The organism is Paenarthrobacter sp. PPS72 (genome assembly GCF_048537125.1).
Lineage (GTDB): Bacteria > Actinomycetota > Actinomycetes > Actinomycetales > Micrococcaceae > Arthrobacter > Arthrobacter nitroguajacolicus_E.
On sequence record NZ_JBLYIE010000004.1, the window covers coordinates 213,553 to 229,406 of the forward strand.

Here is a 15,854-nt window from a genome sequence, read left to right on the forward strand (position 1 = left end):
TGCTGAAGCGCGACATAAAGAACTTCACCGCGTCGATCCCCCGACCCACGGTTTTGGCACGCCAGCGCCGCGATGAGCCCGGCGCCGCAACAAGAGTAGTCCAGCCCGAGGCACCCAACGCAAGTCACGTCGTCGAACCGGTGCGGTTACTCAAACCGTGTGGCGGTCAGGGCCGTGCTACCCCGAAGGAGACCGAAGGTTGCCACCACGGCGCTGCAGGCCAGGACAAGGCTCAGGCCCAGCGCCGCAAAATAGCCGGGGTCGGGCCAGGTCACGTCATAGCTGTCGTTGATGGCTGTCACCAGAAGCCAGGCCGTGAGGAATCCGAGTCCGATGGAGAGTGCCAGCACGCTGAGGAGCGGGACGGCCGCTTCCCGCGTGATGATCCGGCGCAGGACGAAGGGAGGCATTCCCATGAGCCGCATCAACCCCAGCACCCTGCGCCGGTCCAGGATGGCTGAAGCAGTCCCTGCCGCGAGTGACAGCCCGGCAATGGCGACAGCCACGAACATGCCGAGGTAGGCCAACACTGCAAGGCCGTGGATGAGTCGGCGGGATGATTGCAATTGGAAGTCCCAGGTGGAGGCGGCCGGGGTGGCCGTAACACCCGAGCTGTCCAAGGCTGTCCGGGCGCGGTCCACGGCTTCGGGCGTGCCGTCGGTGCCGAGCACCAGGACAACCGGCACCAGTGCCTCCATGCTTCCAGTTGGTACGGGTGTCAGTTCCTGTGGTTGAACTGTCCAGAAGTAGAGCAACCCGCTGTTTACGGCAACTGTCTCTGATGCGGGAATGTCCAGGAATCCCAAGGCCCGGGCGTCTTCGGCACTGAAGAAGAGCTCGGATCCAGCACCCCTTTCGGACAGCACTGCGGGGCCATAGCCAACCACCGCACTCCGGATGCCCACCAGGTTTTTGGCAGACGCGGCCGTCTCCAGAACGTCAGCGGGATTCTGCCCCTGCCCAATGGTCGCGTGCAGGCTGGTGGGCTGAAGGAGTCCCGGCCGTGCCACCGGTTCATCCGCGGACTGGATCACACTTGATGCTCCGGCGAAAACCGAAACAACGAATACCGCGATGACCAGCCCCGAGACGGAACGGAACGTCGCAACCGGGGTCCTCTGGATTCGGCTGGCTGCAATCACCGTTGCGGCGCTACTCGCGTGTCGCGCTCCCACGCGACTCACCGCCCACGTCAACCAAGGGCCGATCACCACGATGCCTGCGAGAACCATGAGGAAGCCGGCCATCAGCAAAGGAGACTCAAGCCATGGCAACCGAAATTCCAGGACGCGGATAAGGACCACTGCCAAGGCCATGAACGCGAGCCCTAACGCCAGCGGCACAGTTCGCCAAGCTGTTGGCCTCTTCTCGTGCACCGCCCTGTTCACGCCCAGCGGCCCGACGTCGGCCCGGGCTGTTCGGATTGCCGCCACCAGAGCGGAGGCCGCCACCACCACTGCAACCACCATGGCCGCCGCAAGCCATCCCGGCTGAAGGTCTGCTGCGAACATCCGCGTGCCGTTGACGGGTATCTGCGCGGTGGCGGGGCTCAGCACAGCGGCCGCCAGCACACCCGCCACCGCACCTATCAGGCTGGGAATGGCAGTTTCGACGGCGGCGATGTGCGAGACCGTGCGTGGCGAGGCACCTATGAGCCGCAAGGTAGCAAAGCGTTCCCGCCTTTGCGCAGCACCGAGCCCTGTAACAATGCTGATCAACAGGAGCACCGGGAAGAACACCGCAATGGCTCCGATGATCAGCACAGTGGTGTAGCTGGCAGCGCTTCCGCCGTAGGGGTTGCTGGTGAAATCCGAGACAAGGGAGGCATTCCCTCCGCGGCGGAGTTCAGCTTCCCCGGCACCCGTGATGACCACCAGTGAGTCCGGCCCGGGTAAGGCAGAGTCATCAATGGTGCCGGCGAACTCGCCGAACCGGTCTCCGAGCTGATCTCCGGGCGTCGAGTCGATTAAGCGCTGCAGCTCCGGCGACGCATAGTACGTGCCTGGCTTGGGAGGAGCGCCGATTCCAGGGATTCTCACGGTGGCCGAAGGCAAGGCGGCAAAATCGCGGCGCTCAATGAGCTGGTCGCGGAAAATTTCCGTGCCGCGGGTCTTCATGAGTGCTGTTTCCGGGGTCAACGGAATGGGCTTGGCGAGGCCTGAGCCATCGGGCGAGTCCGCAAAAGCGGGCACGCCGCTTTCCCGCAGCCAGGCACCACGGTCGTCACGCCCTTGCAGCCCGTTCGCTCCGCCCCACAGCAACAGCAACAAGCAAACCCCGACGGCGACACCTCCAGCGATTCCGGCCAGCCTGCCGTAGGCGGAGCGGCTGCCCACTACTGCCAGGCGAAACAGCCCGGCATTCACGCGGACACCCGGTAGCCGGCACCCATGGCGCCGTCGCGGACGATGATTTCCCTGTCCGCATACGCGGCGATTCGGGCGTCGTGGGTGATCATCACCACCGTTGTCCCGGCGTCACGGACGAGGTCCAGCATCAGTGTCAGGACGTTCTCCGATGCGAGGGAATCGAGTGCGCCCGTTGGTTCATCGGCGAACAACACAGCAGGTGAGGCCACCAATGCCCTGGCAACTGCCACCCGTTGGGCCTGGCCACCGGAGAGCTCCCCCGGCAACTTGGCGCCAAGTCCGTCCAGGCCGAGCCGTTCCAGGAGATCCGCGGACCTGCGGAGTGCTTCGGGACGCTTGACCCCGTCCAGTAGGAGCGGAATGCTCACGTTGTCCACTGCCGAAAGTTCCGGAAGCAACTGGCCGAACTGAAAGACGAACCCAAAATCAGTCAGCCGCAATCGTGCCCGTTCAGGTTCCCGCAGGGCACTGATTTCCAAGGGAGTTCGTCCCGCCGGGCTGTAGGTGACCGAACCGCCGTCGGGCTTAATGACCCCGGCCAGGCAGTGCAGCAGCGTGGACTTTCCTGAGCCGGACGGCCCCATGACTGCGAGTACTTCACCAGCATGGACATCAAGGTCGATACCCCGCAGCGCTTGGGTCGGGCCGAAGGAGTGCTGCAGGCTGCGGGCGCTGATGATGGGTGATGCACCGGTGTTGTTGTTCATGCGCTCTGCAGCTCCTTCTTGAGTTGGTTGAGGCGTGCGCCGGTGAGGTCGATCCAGCGCAGGTCGGCTTCGATGTGGAACAGTCCGTGATCGCACATGAGCACGTGGAGCAGCCCGGCGTCTTTTTTCATCCGGGTCAGTTCACGCATGCGCGCCATGTGTTCGCTGCGCTGCACATCGAGCAGGCGCTCAGCATCGTCGTCGAGGAGCAAGGCGATGACTGTCTTGGCGAAGAGGTTGCTTTGCAGGGATTCCGAGGGAACGTCCGGGGTGAACAACCATTCGCGGACTTTGGCCTCGCCGGCAACAGTGATCTCGTACTTCTTGCGGTCCGGGCCACCGCCGGTCTCCTCCCCCAAAGCCCGGATCAGCTCGTCGCGGACCATCCGGGCCAGCGTCGAGTACACCTGGCCGAATGCCAATGCCTTCCCGGCGCCGAAGTAGCGGTCATAGGAGTGCTTAAGGTCGTAGCCATAGCTGGCTTCGAGATTCAGGAGACCCAGGAGGGTAAGTGAATTGTTCACCCATCCATCTATACACTGAGTTTATAGTCGTACGCCAGCAGGCGAACGGGATGTCCAGCGGCCGGAATAATGAAAGACTGGGTGGCAGTGCATGTACAACCCCAGCCGGAGGCAAATATGGCAGAAGAAACCACGTCCGCATCGGTTTACCGGAACGGCCACGAAATCGAATGCTGGCTCACGGACATGGACGGCGTCCTGGTTCATGAAAACCAGGCAATCCCGGGTGCGGCTGAACTTATTCAGCGCTGGGTGGACACGTCCAAGCGCTTCCTGGTCCTCACCAATAACTCCATCTTCACGCCCCGGGACCTAGCAGCCCGCCTGCGCGCATCCGGCTTGGAAGTCCCGGAAGAGAATATTTGGACGTCCGCCCTGGCCACCGCCCAGTTCCTCAAGGACCAGGTCCAGTCCTCTGACTCGGGCAACCGCGCCTACACTATCGGCGAAGCCGGACTCACAACGGCCCTGCACGAGGCCGGGTTCATCCTCACGGACACCGATCCCGACTTCGTGGTGCTCGGCGAAACCCGCACCTACTCTTTCGAAGCAATCACCATGGCCGTCCGGCACATCCTGGCCGGCGCCCGCTTCATCGCCACCAACCCGGACGCCACCGGTCCGTCCAAGGACGGCCCCATGCCGGCCACCGGTGCCATCGCGGCCATGATCACCAAGGCCACGGGCCGCGAGCCCTACATTGTTGGCAAGCCGAACCCCATGATGTTCCGCTCCGCCATGAACCAGATCGACGCCCACTCCGAGACCACCGCCATGATCGGTGACCGTATGGACACGGACATCGTGGCCGGCATGGAAGCGGGGCTGCACACGGTCCTGGTGCTTAGCGGCATCACACAGCGCGAAGAAATTGTTTCCTTCCCGTTCCGGCCCAACCAGATCCTGAACTCCGTGGCCGATCTCAAGAGCCAGATCTAAGCGGGACAAGACCATGGCTGTGCTCAATCTGCGTCCCCTGGCCGGCGGCCGGATACTCAGGGGTAGCCAGCCGTTCGGCTTGGATGCCGCTGCGACGTCCGGTTTCCTGGCGGAGCATGGCATCCAGGCAATTGTGGACCTGCGAAGCGAGCTTGAACGCTCGTTGGTTCCGTGGCTGGTTCAGGACAACAACGACGGCGGAGGCGCGCCTGCCGCCGTCCATCCGCCCGCCGTCGAACTCATCCATAACCCACTCGATCCCAATGCCATTGCCGGGTCGCTCCAGTCCGTGGAAACGGCTGAGGACCTCGGAGATCTGTATTTGGGTTGGATCCGGCTTCGTCCCGAATGGGTGGCCGATGCCCTGAGACCGGCCGCCCGCGGCAAACGCACGTTGGTGCACTGTTCGCTGGGCAAGGATCGGACGGGTGTGGTTTCGGCGATTGGGCTCCTCGCCGCCGGCGGAACCGAAGACGACGTGGTGGCGGACTACGCGGCCACCACAGCCAACCTGCCGGACGTTCTGCAAGTCATGGCAGAAACATGGCGGCTGAGCGTCCCCTCAACCCCGGCAGAGTACTTCAGCCCCGACCTCATGGTCCTGCAAAGCCCCGAAGCTGCCATGCGGCACTTCCTGGCCGGCTTTGCAAAGGAGTTCGGCGACGCTCGGAGCTTTCTGCGCGAGTCGGGCCTCACCGCCGTCGAGGTTGAATCGCTGGCTCTGTAATACTTGGGTGGATGAGTAGGACGAACTGGCTCGCTGACGTCAAACCCTTTGCCCGGAGGGTGGGTGCTTCGCTCGGCGATCGTCCTGGCCACCTTGGTTTTTCTCGCGTTGGGAATCCGCTGGCAGCAACACGATCTTTCATCGTTCCAAGGATGGTTGGAGCTGGTAGTCCCGTATCTGCCGCTCCTGGCACTCCTGGTCGGAGCCCTGCAGGCCGCTCTTGTTTGGTGCCTCTCCCTCACCGCTATCACGATCATGGGTGGAGACGCATCCCTGGTGGTGGCGATGATCTTCCCCACCATGGTGGTGGTGGCTTTCTGTTCCTTCCTTCTTCCGTGGAAATTGGCCATCAATTTTTCACTGTTCGTACCTAGTGTCCTGCTGGGCTTGTACATATCAACGCCGGAGATGGCTGACCAGCCGGCAGTGCTGTTGGCTCTGGTGGTCTTCCTTGCGGCCGCGGCATGGCGCAGCGTCAATGTCTACCGACATCGCTACGAGCAGAGCACACACCACATCCGCGATTTGCAGGAGCAGCAGGCGCAAGTCCGCAGTGAGGAACGAACACGACTGGCCCATGAGCTTCACGACATCGTGGCCCACGACGTGACCATCATTGCCATGCAAGCGCGGCGCGCTGAGTTCGTGAACGACCAAGCGAAGACGTCCCAAATCCTGGAGGGAATCGGCAATGCGGCGCAGCAGACCCTGCAGGACCTGCGCAGCCTGGTGACCCTCTTGAAGGAAGAGGAAAGGGATGAAGTGGTAGGCGGTTCACAAACACCGGACCGTGACGGGCAGGCCGCTGATTTTCTGGATGCTCCTGCCATGTCCGGTGAAACCACCACCGCCGTTGGCTTGGTCCACGATCTCGACGGCGTTGTGGAGGCACTGGACCGCGCGGGCTTCCAGGTGAGCCTCGTCGTCGAAGGCGAAGTAGCCCGCATCCCGGCCAGTCTCCGCCAAGCGCTTCGCCGGACGGTACGGGAAATGGGGACCAACGTGCTCAAGCACGCCGACCCGTCCGGGATAGTGGATCTCCGTTTGGTTGTATGGACCGATCGCGTTCAGCTTGTCTCGGAGAACACAGTCTCCACCGCCGAGCCGATCATGTCATCCCGGACCGGACTCGAGGCAATGAGTGCCCGCTGCGAAGTGTTCGGAGGATTCATGGACGTGGGCCTCAGCGAGGGGCGCTGGACCACGGCGGTGTCCATCCCCCTGGAAGGGCTGGCCTCTGCGGATGCGTGATCGCATATATGGGAGGATTGGCTCCGGGACTGACATTGGGGGATCAGTATGACGCGAGTGTTGTTGGTGGATGATGAGCTCTTGGCCCGGGAGATCCTGCGTGATTACCTTTCATCGGACCAGTCCATCGAGGTTGTAGGCGAGGCATCTGATGGCCGCGTGGCAGTGGTGCAGGCAGCAGCGCTTCGTCCGGATGTAATCCTGATGGACATGCAGATGCCGGTGATGGACGGCGTGGCCGCAACGGCCCAAATTCACGCAGAATTTCCCGAAATTGCGATTCTGGGGCTCAGCACCTTCTCCACCGATCGCTATGTGGTGGACCTCTTGCGGGCGGGGGCGTCGGGATATCTGGTCAAGGACACGCTGCCCAAGGAAATCACCGCCGCCATCCACACCGTGATGGCCGGAGAGTCCGTACTGTCCTCCAAGGTGACACGGCATGTTGTGACCGGGCTCGCGGAGTCCGTCCCCGCCGAAGTTGTTCCGGACCCCAAGCTTGTGGACGCGCTGACCAAGAAGGAGCTTGAAGTGATCCAGCTGCTCGGACGCGGGATGAGTAACCGCGAGATGGCGGCAGAGCTCTTCGTGACGGAATCCACCATCAAGGCACGGTTCGTGAACGTGATGGAGAAGCTCGGCGTGCGGGACCGGGTGCAGATCCTTGTGGCCGCCGTCGAAGGAGGGCTGGTGGACCTTAGCTCCGGTTCCCGGGCAGGGCTGGATTCCTGAGGATCATGACACACTAGCTGCGTCCCAGGACCTCCTTAATAGGCCGAACCAGGCCTTCTACAGCCTTCTCGATAGCGGCGGAATCCACAAGGTCGACGGCGGTATCCGGGTTACGGACGAGCTCGCCGCCCCATCCCATCACCTCGTAAGTGGCTAGGGAGCGGGCCAGTTCATAGGGGGACTGCCACGCGCGGTTCAGATTAGTTCGGGCAAATTCCTTAGCCTGTTCCACTGCTTCCGTGTGCTCGGCAACTCTGTAGCCGGCCACTGTGGACAGCACCGTTTGCAGAACAGCCGAGCCGTTGGGCCGCGTCGTCACGATGTGCCAGTTCACTGTTGGCGTGGAGTCCTGCAGGCCGCGGCCGGCTTGAAGGATTGCCTGGTGCCCGGACTTTTCAATGGCGTCAGACAGGAGGGTTCCCGGCCCTCCGGCCACCAGGCAGATGGCCAGGAACGTTGCGGCGAACCCAACGTCGCCAGCGGGGTCCTGTCCGATGACAAGAGTCTGCTCGATTCTCTGTGCGGTGGTCTGCCGCATGGTGCTCCGGAACGCTGGCTGAGGGCTGGGAGGCCCTTCTCCCCCTCGTTCCGACAAACTGCCTTCCAGGTCTTCCAGAACGCCGGCAGAACCCACAACTGCAAGCACGGGATCACCGAATTCCCCTATTCCCGTGTGTTCGGTGTTGGTGACATATTCAGTCCAGCCCTGTACAGCCAGCTCCGGCAGGGTCGCAGTCATCACCAGGGCGCCATCACCGGGCGTCCATGTCACGGCAACTGGCTGCTTGGCTGGCCCGCAGTGATCCCTTGCCCCGGAAACGGCACTGCGTAGGCGCGGCACGCCCTCGGACGTTGTTCGCCAGCCCATCGACACAGTGGTGAAGCGGGAACGCCGGTCAACCTGGGCCAAATAGCGGCGAGTGGTGATCATCGGAGAATCTCCTCGGAGGGTTGGACGGTGAGTGACACGGAGTCCTGCCCGGCAAGACGCCGTCCCGCGGCGGCGACCAACGGCCTGAGCCGCGTGACGTCCTCGGATATTTCGGCGAGGGCATCCGCCAGCTCAACGGCAAACGTCGGTCTCCCCCTCAAAAGCACGTCGCGCGTGACAGTCCGGGCGAGCCGTTGGTCGTGGTGAGTGAACCTTTCCAGCCGGAGTACGGCGCGACCGGCGGCAAGGATGATGGCTGCATCATCGGCGATCGCCAGCGCCCGGAATCTCTCGGAAGGATCAATGGCCTGCCCGGTGTCGTCCACCAGGACGAACAGGTCGTCCCGGGCCAGGTCCCCTGGCCCGAACAAGCCGGCGCTGGCGTCCAGGCCATCCTGCTGGGACAGCATCTCAGCTGCCACAAGGTCACCGAGGAGATCCGGCCCTGCGGAGTGACCGCCCGCTGCAGCCGTGGCGGAAAGTAGACGAGTGGAGGTGGCCCCGCTGGAGTAGATCGTGGACGTCGAACCACCCCTGCGGACGGAGTCTGGCACCACAGGGACACCGAGCACTTGGTCTGAAATTCCAGAGAACGGTGCCGCCAGCAGCCGTAACGTCGTCTCAGGGTCTTGAGATGTCACCGCCGTCAGTACAGCCGCAGAAGGACGGTAAAGACGGCGATGCAGTGCTTGTAGTTTTCCACGGGTAACCCGGGCTGCGAGGTCACTATCGCCGGTGCCGTCATGACCGTTGGAGTGGTCCGCCCAATAGTGTCCTGTCAGGTGTGGCCAGGGCAGGATTCCCCCGGGAGCCGGAGCCAGCCGCTGCGCCCGTTCTGTGGCAACGGCATCTATTTGCTCAGCGATCTGCTCCTGCGTCAGTGCTGGCTGGAAGACCTGCTCAACCAGGCGACTCGAGATCTGTTCGAGGTGACCCGTGGGACCGGACTCGTAGAACTCGGAGTAGTCCATATGAGTGTTCCCGCCCAGGATTCCCCCGGCTTTGTGAACCGAAACCTGCCGTTCCAACGCCGTGATGTTCTCGCTGTCCTGGTAAACCATGTGTTCGAGGAGGTGCAGCATGCCTTCCTCGCCCGGCATTTCATGGCGCATTCCCGCCGGCACACCGAGACTCATGGAGAGGATGCGGGCGGAGGGATCATGGACGGCGAGCAGCCTGGTTCCGGTGTCCAATTGCATGCCGTACACAGTTCGACCATCCAGGGTGCCAAGAACTGACGGGGTAGTCATCGCGCCTCCGGGGTGGTGTCCATGTAAGAGCCCGCCAGGTGAAGAAGTGCCTTCGCCTGGGCTTCTCCAGCACCGGCATAGTGGTGCCAGTCGTAGGAATGCTGGGCGATCCTGAAGGCCAGTGCCGGGCCGATCTCGGACGATCCGGGAGCTTCTCCGCAGGTCTCAAGGAAACCGTTCCGCAATTCTTCGATGTTTGCCCGCAGCACCGGGTGGAAGGCGTGCAGCTCCGCCATCTCTCCAAGCACCCAGGCGATGTCATAACCAGGGTGGGCGAGCCCCACGTCCTCGCCGGTGAGGAGCGAGCCGGCTGCACCATCAGGAGTTACCACCCAGTGGGCCATCCCGGGATATCCGTGCACAACCACTTGGTGGGGGCCGGAAAGTACGCGCTTGATCCATCGACGGATCTCCTGCAAGCCAGAATCGCCCAAAACTTCGCGGGCCGGCTGCCACGCACCTCCCAGCCAGGCCTCCGAGCGCCGGATGGTTCGTGGAGTACTTCCAGGAAAGTCGCCCATCAGGGAGGCCTTTTCATGGAGAACGCTAAGGGCCGTCCCCCATATCCGCCCTGCCGCCCGGAGGTTCGCGGGCACCTCCGCCGTGATGAGGTCGAAGACCGTGGACCCGGCCGGCGTCGAATATGAACGGTGACGATCGCCCCCGACACCTACCACCACAAGGTCAGCTCCGGGCTCGGGACGGATGCTGATCGGTAGGGAAGAGAAAGGAATCGGCGCTCCAACTCCGAGGCTGTGCACCCATTCATAAGCCCCTCCAACCTGGTAAACACCCGTGGACAGCAGGTCGGTCCGGGTGGAACGGATGACTGACTTCTCCCGGGAATCCATCGAGGCGCTCATACACTGGCCGCCTCTTTGGTCATGCCCGCACGGAGGAGACGTTCCTCTTCCAACCGGCGCAGCACTGAGGGGAACGACGGCGGCACCCAGGCCAGCGCGACATCGCTGGACTCGCTGGGGCCAGGGACGGGGTCAATGACCAGAAAGTTTTCCGGCATACGCAGTTTCCTGAGTGTCTCAGCGACGATAGGGTTCGCCATGGCCCGGGGCGGCAATGCCGGAGCGATGCAGACCTGGGCCTCCGTGGTCATTGCTGCCAGCAAAGACGGCGAATCGGCTATGCCATGAGCCAGGCGCGATGAGTAGTCCAGAGTTGCCGGGTAAATCAGGATCAGGTCCGCCCACTCTGCCAAATCGATGTGTGCAGCAACGAGCTCTTCCCCCCAGGCATCGGCCTGTACTCGGGACTTCAACCGTGACTCAATGCTGTGACGGGTGATGAATCGCTGCGCGGAATCCCGCATGACCACCTTGAATTCCGTTCCCGGCGCCGCGGAAACCGCCCATTCAATCCAAAAGGGCATAACTTGGGTGACTGCCGAGCCCGTGAGAATCAGTGCAACCTTGGAGTATCCGAAGGCTTCGAGGGTGAGGTCCGCCCATATCGGACGGGGACTGCTGTCAGTGGTTGTCATGGCAGGTCTCAGCATTCAGGAAGGTGGATGGGACGGATAAGGGTCAGGAGGCGCCAGCGCGATGATGTTTCCACCACCTCGCCGGCGCCTTCCCCGTGTTCATGTCTGGCTAGCAGCCCATGGTCAGGGTTGCGCCGATGATCACCCCTGCACAGAACGGCGTGGTGGCCGGCGCGTCGGTGGCAGCGTCGCCGCCGAGCTCGTCAGCAGCCGCGAAGGTGCTGTGCGCACGGGCCAAGTCCGTGAGGTCGGCCTGCGGGATGTTGGTGATGGCGTGATTCATGATGGTGTCTCCTTTTATTGGCCCCACGTGATGGGTGCGTCCGGGTTGCTACTGCGTGAAAAGCTTGTTGTTGTAGTGCTGTGAGAGCTTTCGTTGTGGTGCTGCGGGGCAGTTAGCAGCCGGCACCGAGGGTGGCGCCAACAATGATGCCGATGCACAGCGGTGAGGTTGCGGGAGCTTCGGTGGCAGCGTCGCCGCCGAGCTCGTCAGCAGCTGCGAAAGTGCTGTGGGCACGTGCAAGATCGGTCAAATCGGCCTGGTGGAAGTTAACAACTGCGTTGGACATGGTGTCTCCTGTTTTGTTTGCTTCCCACTAAGTGGGAATGGGTTTTTCTTTCTAGGTTCCTCATGGGAGGTTTTTGGGTGCCGGGCAGCGGCAGGCCACTGCCCGGATTCATCACTGGCCGGCGTTGTAGCCGGGCTGGTGAGGGTTGATGCAGGCCGTTTGAGCTTCGTCAGCCCACACGGCTTCGAGGTCGGTTTTCTCCTTGGACGCACGGAGAAGTGCGTCCGCCAGAACCCGCGAGCGCTGTTGTCCGAAGCTGAGCCCCCGATACGCCGGTCGCGAATCCTTTGGTTCCATGGCAAGTGCCAGGCGGTCGCCCACGCCATGGGTGAAAACCGAGACAGGCGTGTCCCGCTCGGACAGGGACCTCAGGGCAGGACGAACAAGGGAAACCGCGGCGTCCGAATCGTTGGCTGACACGTAGATCACCATCGCGTCACTGCGTGGGAAAGCCAGGGATGACGAGAGGGTCTTGACCTGATGGCCAAGCCCGCTGGCGGCAAGGGCTCCAAGAATCTTCGGCCACATTTCAAGTGCTTCTGATGCCGTGGCAAAGGACAGGTAGAGCCTTGAAGCAGCCGCAGGGTTCACGGATCCGTGGGCACCGAGTGCCAGGAGGAACCCCGGGGTGGCGCGACTTCGCCAACTGGGAACATGCACCCCCACGATCTCGTCCAGAGGGTTGCGTACCAGCGCCTCTGCGGGAAAGAGGACCTTCACACCGGACAGCTCCACCACCTGGTGCGGAACGCCTTGAACGGACGTCCCCGGCCGCGTCCCCACTGTCGCCGCCTGAACGGTGGCCGCCTGAACAACCGTGCGGTGCGGGATGGCATCAATGAGCGCGACGGCAAGGTCCTGGTGGCCTGTTCCTGGCACGGTCTCGATGCCCGGATGCCCTACGTGGAGGTGTGTGTAGATCGCTCCGGCTAATTGCGAACGCAACTCGCTGTGGCTGGTGGCACTGAGTGTGGTGGCGTCTATCCTAGCGGTGAGCCGGTAGGCGTCCACGGAAACCCGGTGTTCCAAGGCCGCCAGCACCTGCTCGAATGACGTGGGAGTTGGAGCGGCCAGTGTGACTGTCATCGGTGTGTCCTTTCGAAACCGAGGGCTTTGACATAGTTGCCGGGTGCAAGCAGTGCCTCGCGCCCCACGCCCGCAGCAGCCCGTTCAATGCCTGGTAGCCGGGACACCATGGGAGCCCTGGTGATGGTCCGGTCCACCAGATGCCATCCCAGGTGGGCGGTAGCCCGAACCGGAAGGTCCGGATCGCCGTAGTTGGCATTATCGGCATAGGACGTCCACATCCGTCGGATGGAGGGAACAATAGTTGCCATCCGCTCGGCGATGCGTGCTGAGGCACTGTCATGGTCGAACCTGGCAGGGGGTGCGGAGGCTCCTCCGCGGGTGGTGACCGTGTCCAGCACCGCTCGATAGATCCACTCGCCAGCAAGCATTCCCAGGTCCCGGGCAGGGTCGCCGAGTCCGAACTCTTCCCAGTCAAGGACACACAGTTTCGCGTTGTGAAGGTGGAACTGATCAAGACGCAGATCGCCGTGGATGGGACGTTCTTGGTGCTTCCGCTCCGATGCCCTCAGCCTGCCAGCAGCGGCCACCAACTCCTGGTCATTCTGGAGCTGTGACCAGAGGGCCATCTCCGCCATTGTGAACTCAAGGTAGCGAGCGTGCGGAACGCCAACCGCGAGCATTTCCACAGGCGGGCTTGGAGGTGCCGAGCGTTCCAACCCGATTGCAGGCCCAGCGTGGAGCCTGGCAAGCAACGCGCCCGCTTCCTCGGGGAAGTTCTCCGGCATGGACTCCTCCACCAGCAGGTGCGCCAGGCTGGTTCCGGGGCAGTGCTCAAAAACCAGGAGGTTGTTTGCGGTGTCGCTACCAATGAGCTGTGGCGTTGCCGGCGCAAAGTCAGCGGACTGCTCCGCAAATGCGGCGAAGGCTACCGAGCGGTTGAAGGCCATCGGGCCCGAAGCTAGTGCTGAGATCTGCTTGACGAAGACCTTTTCCCCATTCCTGAGCCTCATGTTCCATGTGCCATTGCGGCCCGCGAAGGCGGCGGGGGCGATCTCTTCCACCGCCTCCCTGCCGTGGATAGCAAGGACAGTGCTGGCCAAGCCGGCTGCGCGGCGTGCCGCCGGAGTGGTGGACTGCGGGTGCGGGGCTGTGGCGGTCATTGTGAGGGTCTCCATCAGAGCAGCAGGGTGGTTACCGCGTAAGCGGCCAGGATGCCGATGAGCAGAAGGGCTATGTTGCGAACGAGTTTCTTGGTGGCCACTGACTGGTTGCGCTTGTTGTCAGGCATGTTTTTCCTATCTGGAGAGACCCGATGAGCCGGGCCGTGAACTGGGTGACGAGCTGGGGCTAGGCCATCTCGTCTGAGGTCAGGGACTGTTGCAGGGTGACTCGGGAGCCGGTGCGCAGGGCGTTGTTCCGGTAAATCACGGTGGCCAACCAGAACAGGGCGGGTATCACTGCCACCGAAATGCCGGCGGCAAGCACCATCTCCCATGCGGACACGTCTTCCAGTGCGAAGCGCATCGGCATGAGGTAGGAGGAGAACAGCGGCACGAAGGACAGACCTTCCAGCCACGGGTTCCCCATGTTCATGGGCAGGACGTAAAGGGAGACCACCAAGAGCACCATTTGCAGCACGGAAAGCGGCATAACCGCAGTGCCCAGGTCCTCTTGCCGGGAAACCGTCGAGGCGAGGGTCGTGTTCAAGGCCGCGAAGATTACGTAGCCCAGAAGGAACCAGAGGAGGAACCACAGCAGGCTCGGCCCCACGGCGACGTTGATAAGGGACCAGCCCCCCACCACGCTGAATCCCAGCACGGCGGTTCCGCCGATTGCCAGCAGTTGGACCAGGGTTACCAGTCCTATGCCGATCATCTTGCCGGCCAGCAACGGGACGATTCCGATCTTGGTTAGGAGGATCTCCACGATCCTTGAGGACTTCTCCTCCACCACCCCGGAGGTCAGGCTCGATGCCGAGTAGACCAAGGAGGCCAGCAATGCGCTGATCATGGCTGTGGCGAAGATGGCGCGAGGGTCAAAGCTCATCGCCCCGGCCCCGCCCAGTGAGTCCACCAGAAACCATCCGCCGATCCCGGCAGCGGCGCCGGCGAAAAGGGCAAGAAGTCCTGTTGCCGTGAGGATGGTCCGGTTCCCCAGCCTGGTAAGGACCTCGCGCCGGATAATCAGGCGCGTCTCGCGTAGTCCGCTGCCGGATGATGGAGCGGCGCTGCGGGTTGTGCGATCAAATGTTGTTGCGCTCATTGCGATACTCCAACTTTGTCGAGGGAGCGCTCCGCCCCCGGGGTGGTCATCGTATGGGACGAGATGAACTTGCCGGCAAGCAGGTCTGCCAATGACCTCTGTGCGGACACGATGCTTTTCAGCCCGCCGCGCCTTTGCGCTGCTGCAAGGATCTCTCCGGGTACGTCCCGTCCTGAGCCGTCCACCGAGACGAGCACCGTAGTGCGGTCGGCCGCGGAAAACTCCACGTTGACGCCGCGGGCCATCGACACCTCGGCGGCGAACGAATCTGCCGTGCGGGAGAAGCCGAATCGCCAGCGGCTCTTCCCGTCGTCCTGCAGCTCCACCACGCTGCCGCTCGCTGTCACACGACCGCGGTCGAGAATGCAAACCTTGTCGCACAGGCGCTCTACGAGCTCAAGTTGGTGTGAGGAGAACAGAACTCCGACGCCCCGGTCGGCTTGCTCACGGATGAGACGGGACATCGTGTCCACGGCCAGTGGATCCAGCCCTGAGAATGGCTCGTCCAGCACTAGCAGTGCGGGGTCTCCAACCAAGGCGACGGCCAGCTGGACGCGCTGCTGATTTCCGAGGGAGAGGTCCTGAACCAAAGCCTGCTCACGGCCTTGGAGGCCTAGGGAGGCTATAAGTTCGTCTGCGACCCCACGTGCGGCGGCGGGTTGGTGCCCTTCCAGCAAGGCGAAGTGAATAATCTGGTCCCTCACTGGCATCTGCGGGTAGAGGCCTCGTTCCTCGGGCATGTACCCGATGCGCCTGCGGTGCTTGGCCGTGATGGGCAAGGCTTCCCAAGTGACTTCGCCGTGGTCCGGGGTCAGTAGACCAAGGATTACGCGCATGGTGGTGGTCTTACCTGCACCGTTGCCGCCGATGAATCCCACGATCTCCCCGCGATGGACCGTGAGGTCCACATCGTGGAGGACCCTGCGGTCACCGAAGCTGCGGCTGATGCCCGTGAGCTGTAGGCCGTTCATACTTCGCTCCTCGAAATTCGTTCTTATTTCCTGTCAAGAACGACGCTACGGAGGATCGCGCATACCAACCCTGTACTCGAGTACAGAGCTCACTT

Annotated in this window: 17 protein-coding genes; 4 read left to right on the forward strand and 13 right to left on the reverse strand. The window is 62.7% G+C overall.

Annotated features, from left to right (window positions below; translation table 11 throughout):
- Nucleotides 1–146: 146 nt before the first annotated feature.
- Genes ACLRGI_RS02395 through ACLRGI_RS02405 form a run of 3 tightly spaced genes read right to left on the reverse strand, consistent with a single transcriptional unit; the run spans nucleotide 147 to nucleotide 3,600 of the window.
- Nucleotides 147–2,336: an FtsX-like permease family protein gene (locus ACLRGI_RS02395; protein ID WP_419200114.1), complete on the reverse strand. Its 2,190-nt coding sequence runs from the start codon at nucleotides 2,334–2,336 to the stop codon at nucleotides 147–149.
- 26 nt (nucleotides 2,337–2,362) lie between these two features.
- Nucleotides 2,363–3,076 carry an ABC transporter ATP-binding protein gene (locus ACLRGI_RS02400; RefSeq protein ID WP_419200115.1) on the reverse strand — a complete coding sequence of 238 codons (714 nt, stop codon included), beginning with the start codon at nucleotides 3,074–3,076 and terminating at the stop codon, nucleotides 2,363–2,365.
- Nucleotides 3,073–3,600, reverse strand: coding sequence for a PadR family transcriptional regulator (locus ACLRGI_RS02405; protein WP_419200116.1), 528 nt, complete (start codon nucleotides 3,598–3,600; stop codon nucleotides 3,073–3,075). The genes ACLRGI_RS02400 and ACLRGI_RS02405 overlap by 4 nt, the downstream gene beginning before the upstream one ends.
- 117 nt (nucleotides 3,601–3,717) lie before the next feature.
- Between ACLRGI_RS02405 and ACLRGI_RS02410 the strand changes: the two genes are divergently transcribed.
- From ACLRGI_RS02410 to ACLRGI_RS02425, 4 genes are all read left to right on the forward strand, one after another.
- Nucleotides 3,718–4,539: an HAD-IIA family hydrolase gene (locus tag ACLRGI_RS02410; protein WP_419200117.1), complete on the forward strand. Its 822-nt coding sequence runs from the start codon at nucleotides 3,718–3,720 to the stop codon at nucleotides 4,537–4,539.
- Between the two features lie 13 nt (nucleotides 4,540–4,552).
- Nucleotides 4,553–5,266: a tyrosine-protein phosphatase gene (locus ACLRGI_RS02415; protein ID WP_419200118.1), complete on the forward strand. Its 714-nt coding sequence runs from the start codon at nucleotides 4,553–4,555 to the stop codon at nucleotides 5,264–5,266.
- Between the two features lie 63 nt (nucleotides 5,267–5,329).
- Nucleotides 5,330–6,517, forward strand: a complete 1,188-nt coding sequence (locus ACLRGI_RS02420; protein WP_419200119.1) for a sensor histidine kinase — start codon at nucleotides 5,330–5,332, stop codon at nucleotides 6,515–6,517.
- A 48-nt stretch (nucleotides 6,518–6,565) separates the two neighbouring features.
- Nucleotides 6,566–7,249 (forward strand): response regulator, encoded by a 684-nt coding sequence (locus ACLRGI_RS02425; protein ID WP_419200120.1) that lies wholly within the window; start codon nucleotides 6,566–6,568, stop codon nucleotides 7,247–7,249.
- A 13-nt stretch (nucleotides 7,250–7,262) separates the two neighbouring features.
- Here ACLRGI_RS02425 and ACLRGI_RS02430 read toward each other — a convergent pair whose 3' ends face one another.
- The 10 genes from ACLRGI_RS02430 to ACLRGI_RS02475 all read right to left on the reverse strand — a co-directional run bounded on the left by ACLRGI_RS02430 (nucleotide 7,263) and on the right by ACLRGI_RS02475 (nucleotide 15,759).
- Nucleotides 7,263–8,180 (reverse strand): hypothetical protein, encoded by a 918-nt coding sequence (locus tag ACLRGI_RS02430; protein WP_419200121.1) that lies wholly within the window; start codon nucleotides 8,178–8,180, stop codon nucleotides 7,263–7,265.
- Nucleotides 8,177–9,430 (reverse strand): M16 family metallopeptidase, encoded by a 1,254-nt coding sequence (locus tag ACLRGI_RS02435; protein WP_419200122.1) that lies wholly within the window; start codon nucleotides 9,428–9,430, stop codon nucleotides 8,177–8,179. The genes ACLRGI_RS02430 and ACLRGI_RS02435 overlap by 4 nt, the downstream gene beginning before the upstream one ends.
- Nucleotides 9,427–10,293: a hypothetical protein gene (locus ACLRGI_RS02440; RefSeq protein WP_419200123.1), complete on the reverse strand. Its 867-nt coding sequence runs from the start codon at nucleotides 10,291–10,293 to the stop codon at nucleotides 9,427–9,429. Before ACLRGI_RS02440 ends, ACLRGI_RS02435 begins: the two co-directional genes overlap by 4 nt.
- Nucleotides 10,290–10,928: a flavoprotein gene (locus tag ACLRGI_RS02445; protein ID WP_419200124.1), complete on the reverse strand. Its 639-nt coding sequence runs from the start codon at nucleotides 10,926–10,928 to the stop codon at nucleotides 10,290–10,292. The genes ACLRGI_RS02440 and ACLRGI_RS02445 overlap by 4 nt, the downstream gene beginning before the upstream one ends.
- 109 nt (nucleotides 10,929–11,037) lie before the next feature.
- Entirely contained in the window at nucleotides 11,038–11,211 is a 174-nt protein-coding gene (locus ACLRGI_RS02450) for a hypothetical protein (protein WP_419200125.1), read from the reverse strand.
- 112 nt (nucleotides 11,212–11,323) lie between these two features.
- The gene (locus ACLRGI_RS02455; RefSeq protein ID WP_419200126.1) at nucleotides 11,324–11,497 is read right to left on the reverse strand and encodes a hypothetical protein; all 174 of its coding nucleotides are present in this window, start codon (nucleotides 11,495–11,497) and stop codon (nucleotides 11,324–11,326) included.
- A 111-nt stretch (nucleotides 11,498–11,608) separates the two neighbouring features.
- Nucleotides 11,609–12,583, reverse strand: a complete 975-nt coding sequence (locus ACLRGI_RS02460) for a T3SS effector HopA1 family protein (protein WP_419200127.1) — start codon at nucleotides 12,581–12,583, stop codon at nucleotides 11,609–11,611.
- The gene (gene lxmK, locus ACLRGI_RS02465; RefSeq protein WP_419200128.1) at nucleotides 12,580–13,686 is read right to left on the reverse strand and encodes a class V lanthionine synthetase subunit LxmK; all 1,107 of its coding nucleotides are present in this window, start codon (nucleotides 13,684–13,686) and stop codon (nucleotides 12,580–12,582) included. The genes ACLRGI_RS02460 and lxmK overlap by 4 nt, the downstream gene beginning before the upstream one ends.
- A gap of 187 nt (nucleotides 13,687–13,873) precedes the next feature.
- The gene (locus ACLRGI_RS02470; RefSeq protein WP_419200129.1) at nucleotides 13,874–14,788 is read right to left on the reverse strand and encodes an ABC transporter permease; all 915 of its coding nucleotides are present in this window, start codon (nucleotides 14,786–14,788) and stop codon (nucleotides 13,874–13,876) included.
- On the reverse strand, nucleotides 14,785–15,759 hold the full coding sequence (locus tag ACLRGI_RS02475) for an ABC transporter ATP-binding protein (RefSeq protein WP_419200130.1): 975 nt from the start codon (nucleotides 15,757–15,759) through the stop codon (nucleotides 14,785–14,787). The genes ACLRGI_RS02470 and ACLRGI_RS02475 overlap by 4 nt, the downstream gene beginning before the upstream one ends.
- Between the last annotated feature and the right edge of the window lie 95 nt (nucleotides 15,760–15,854).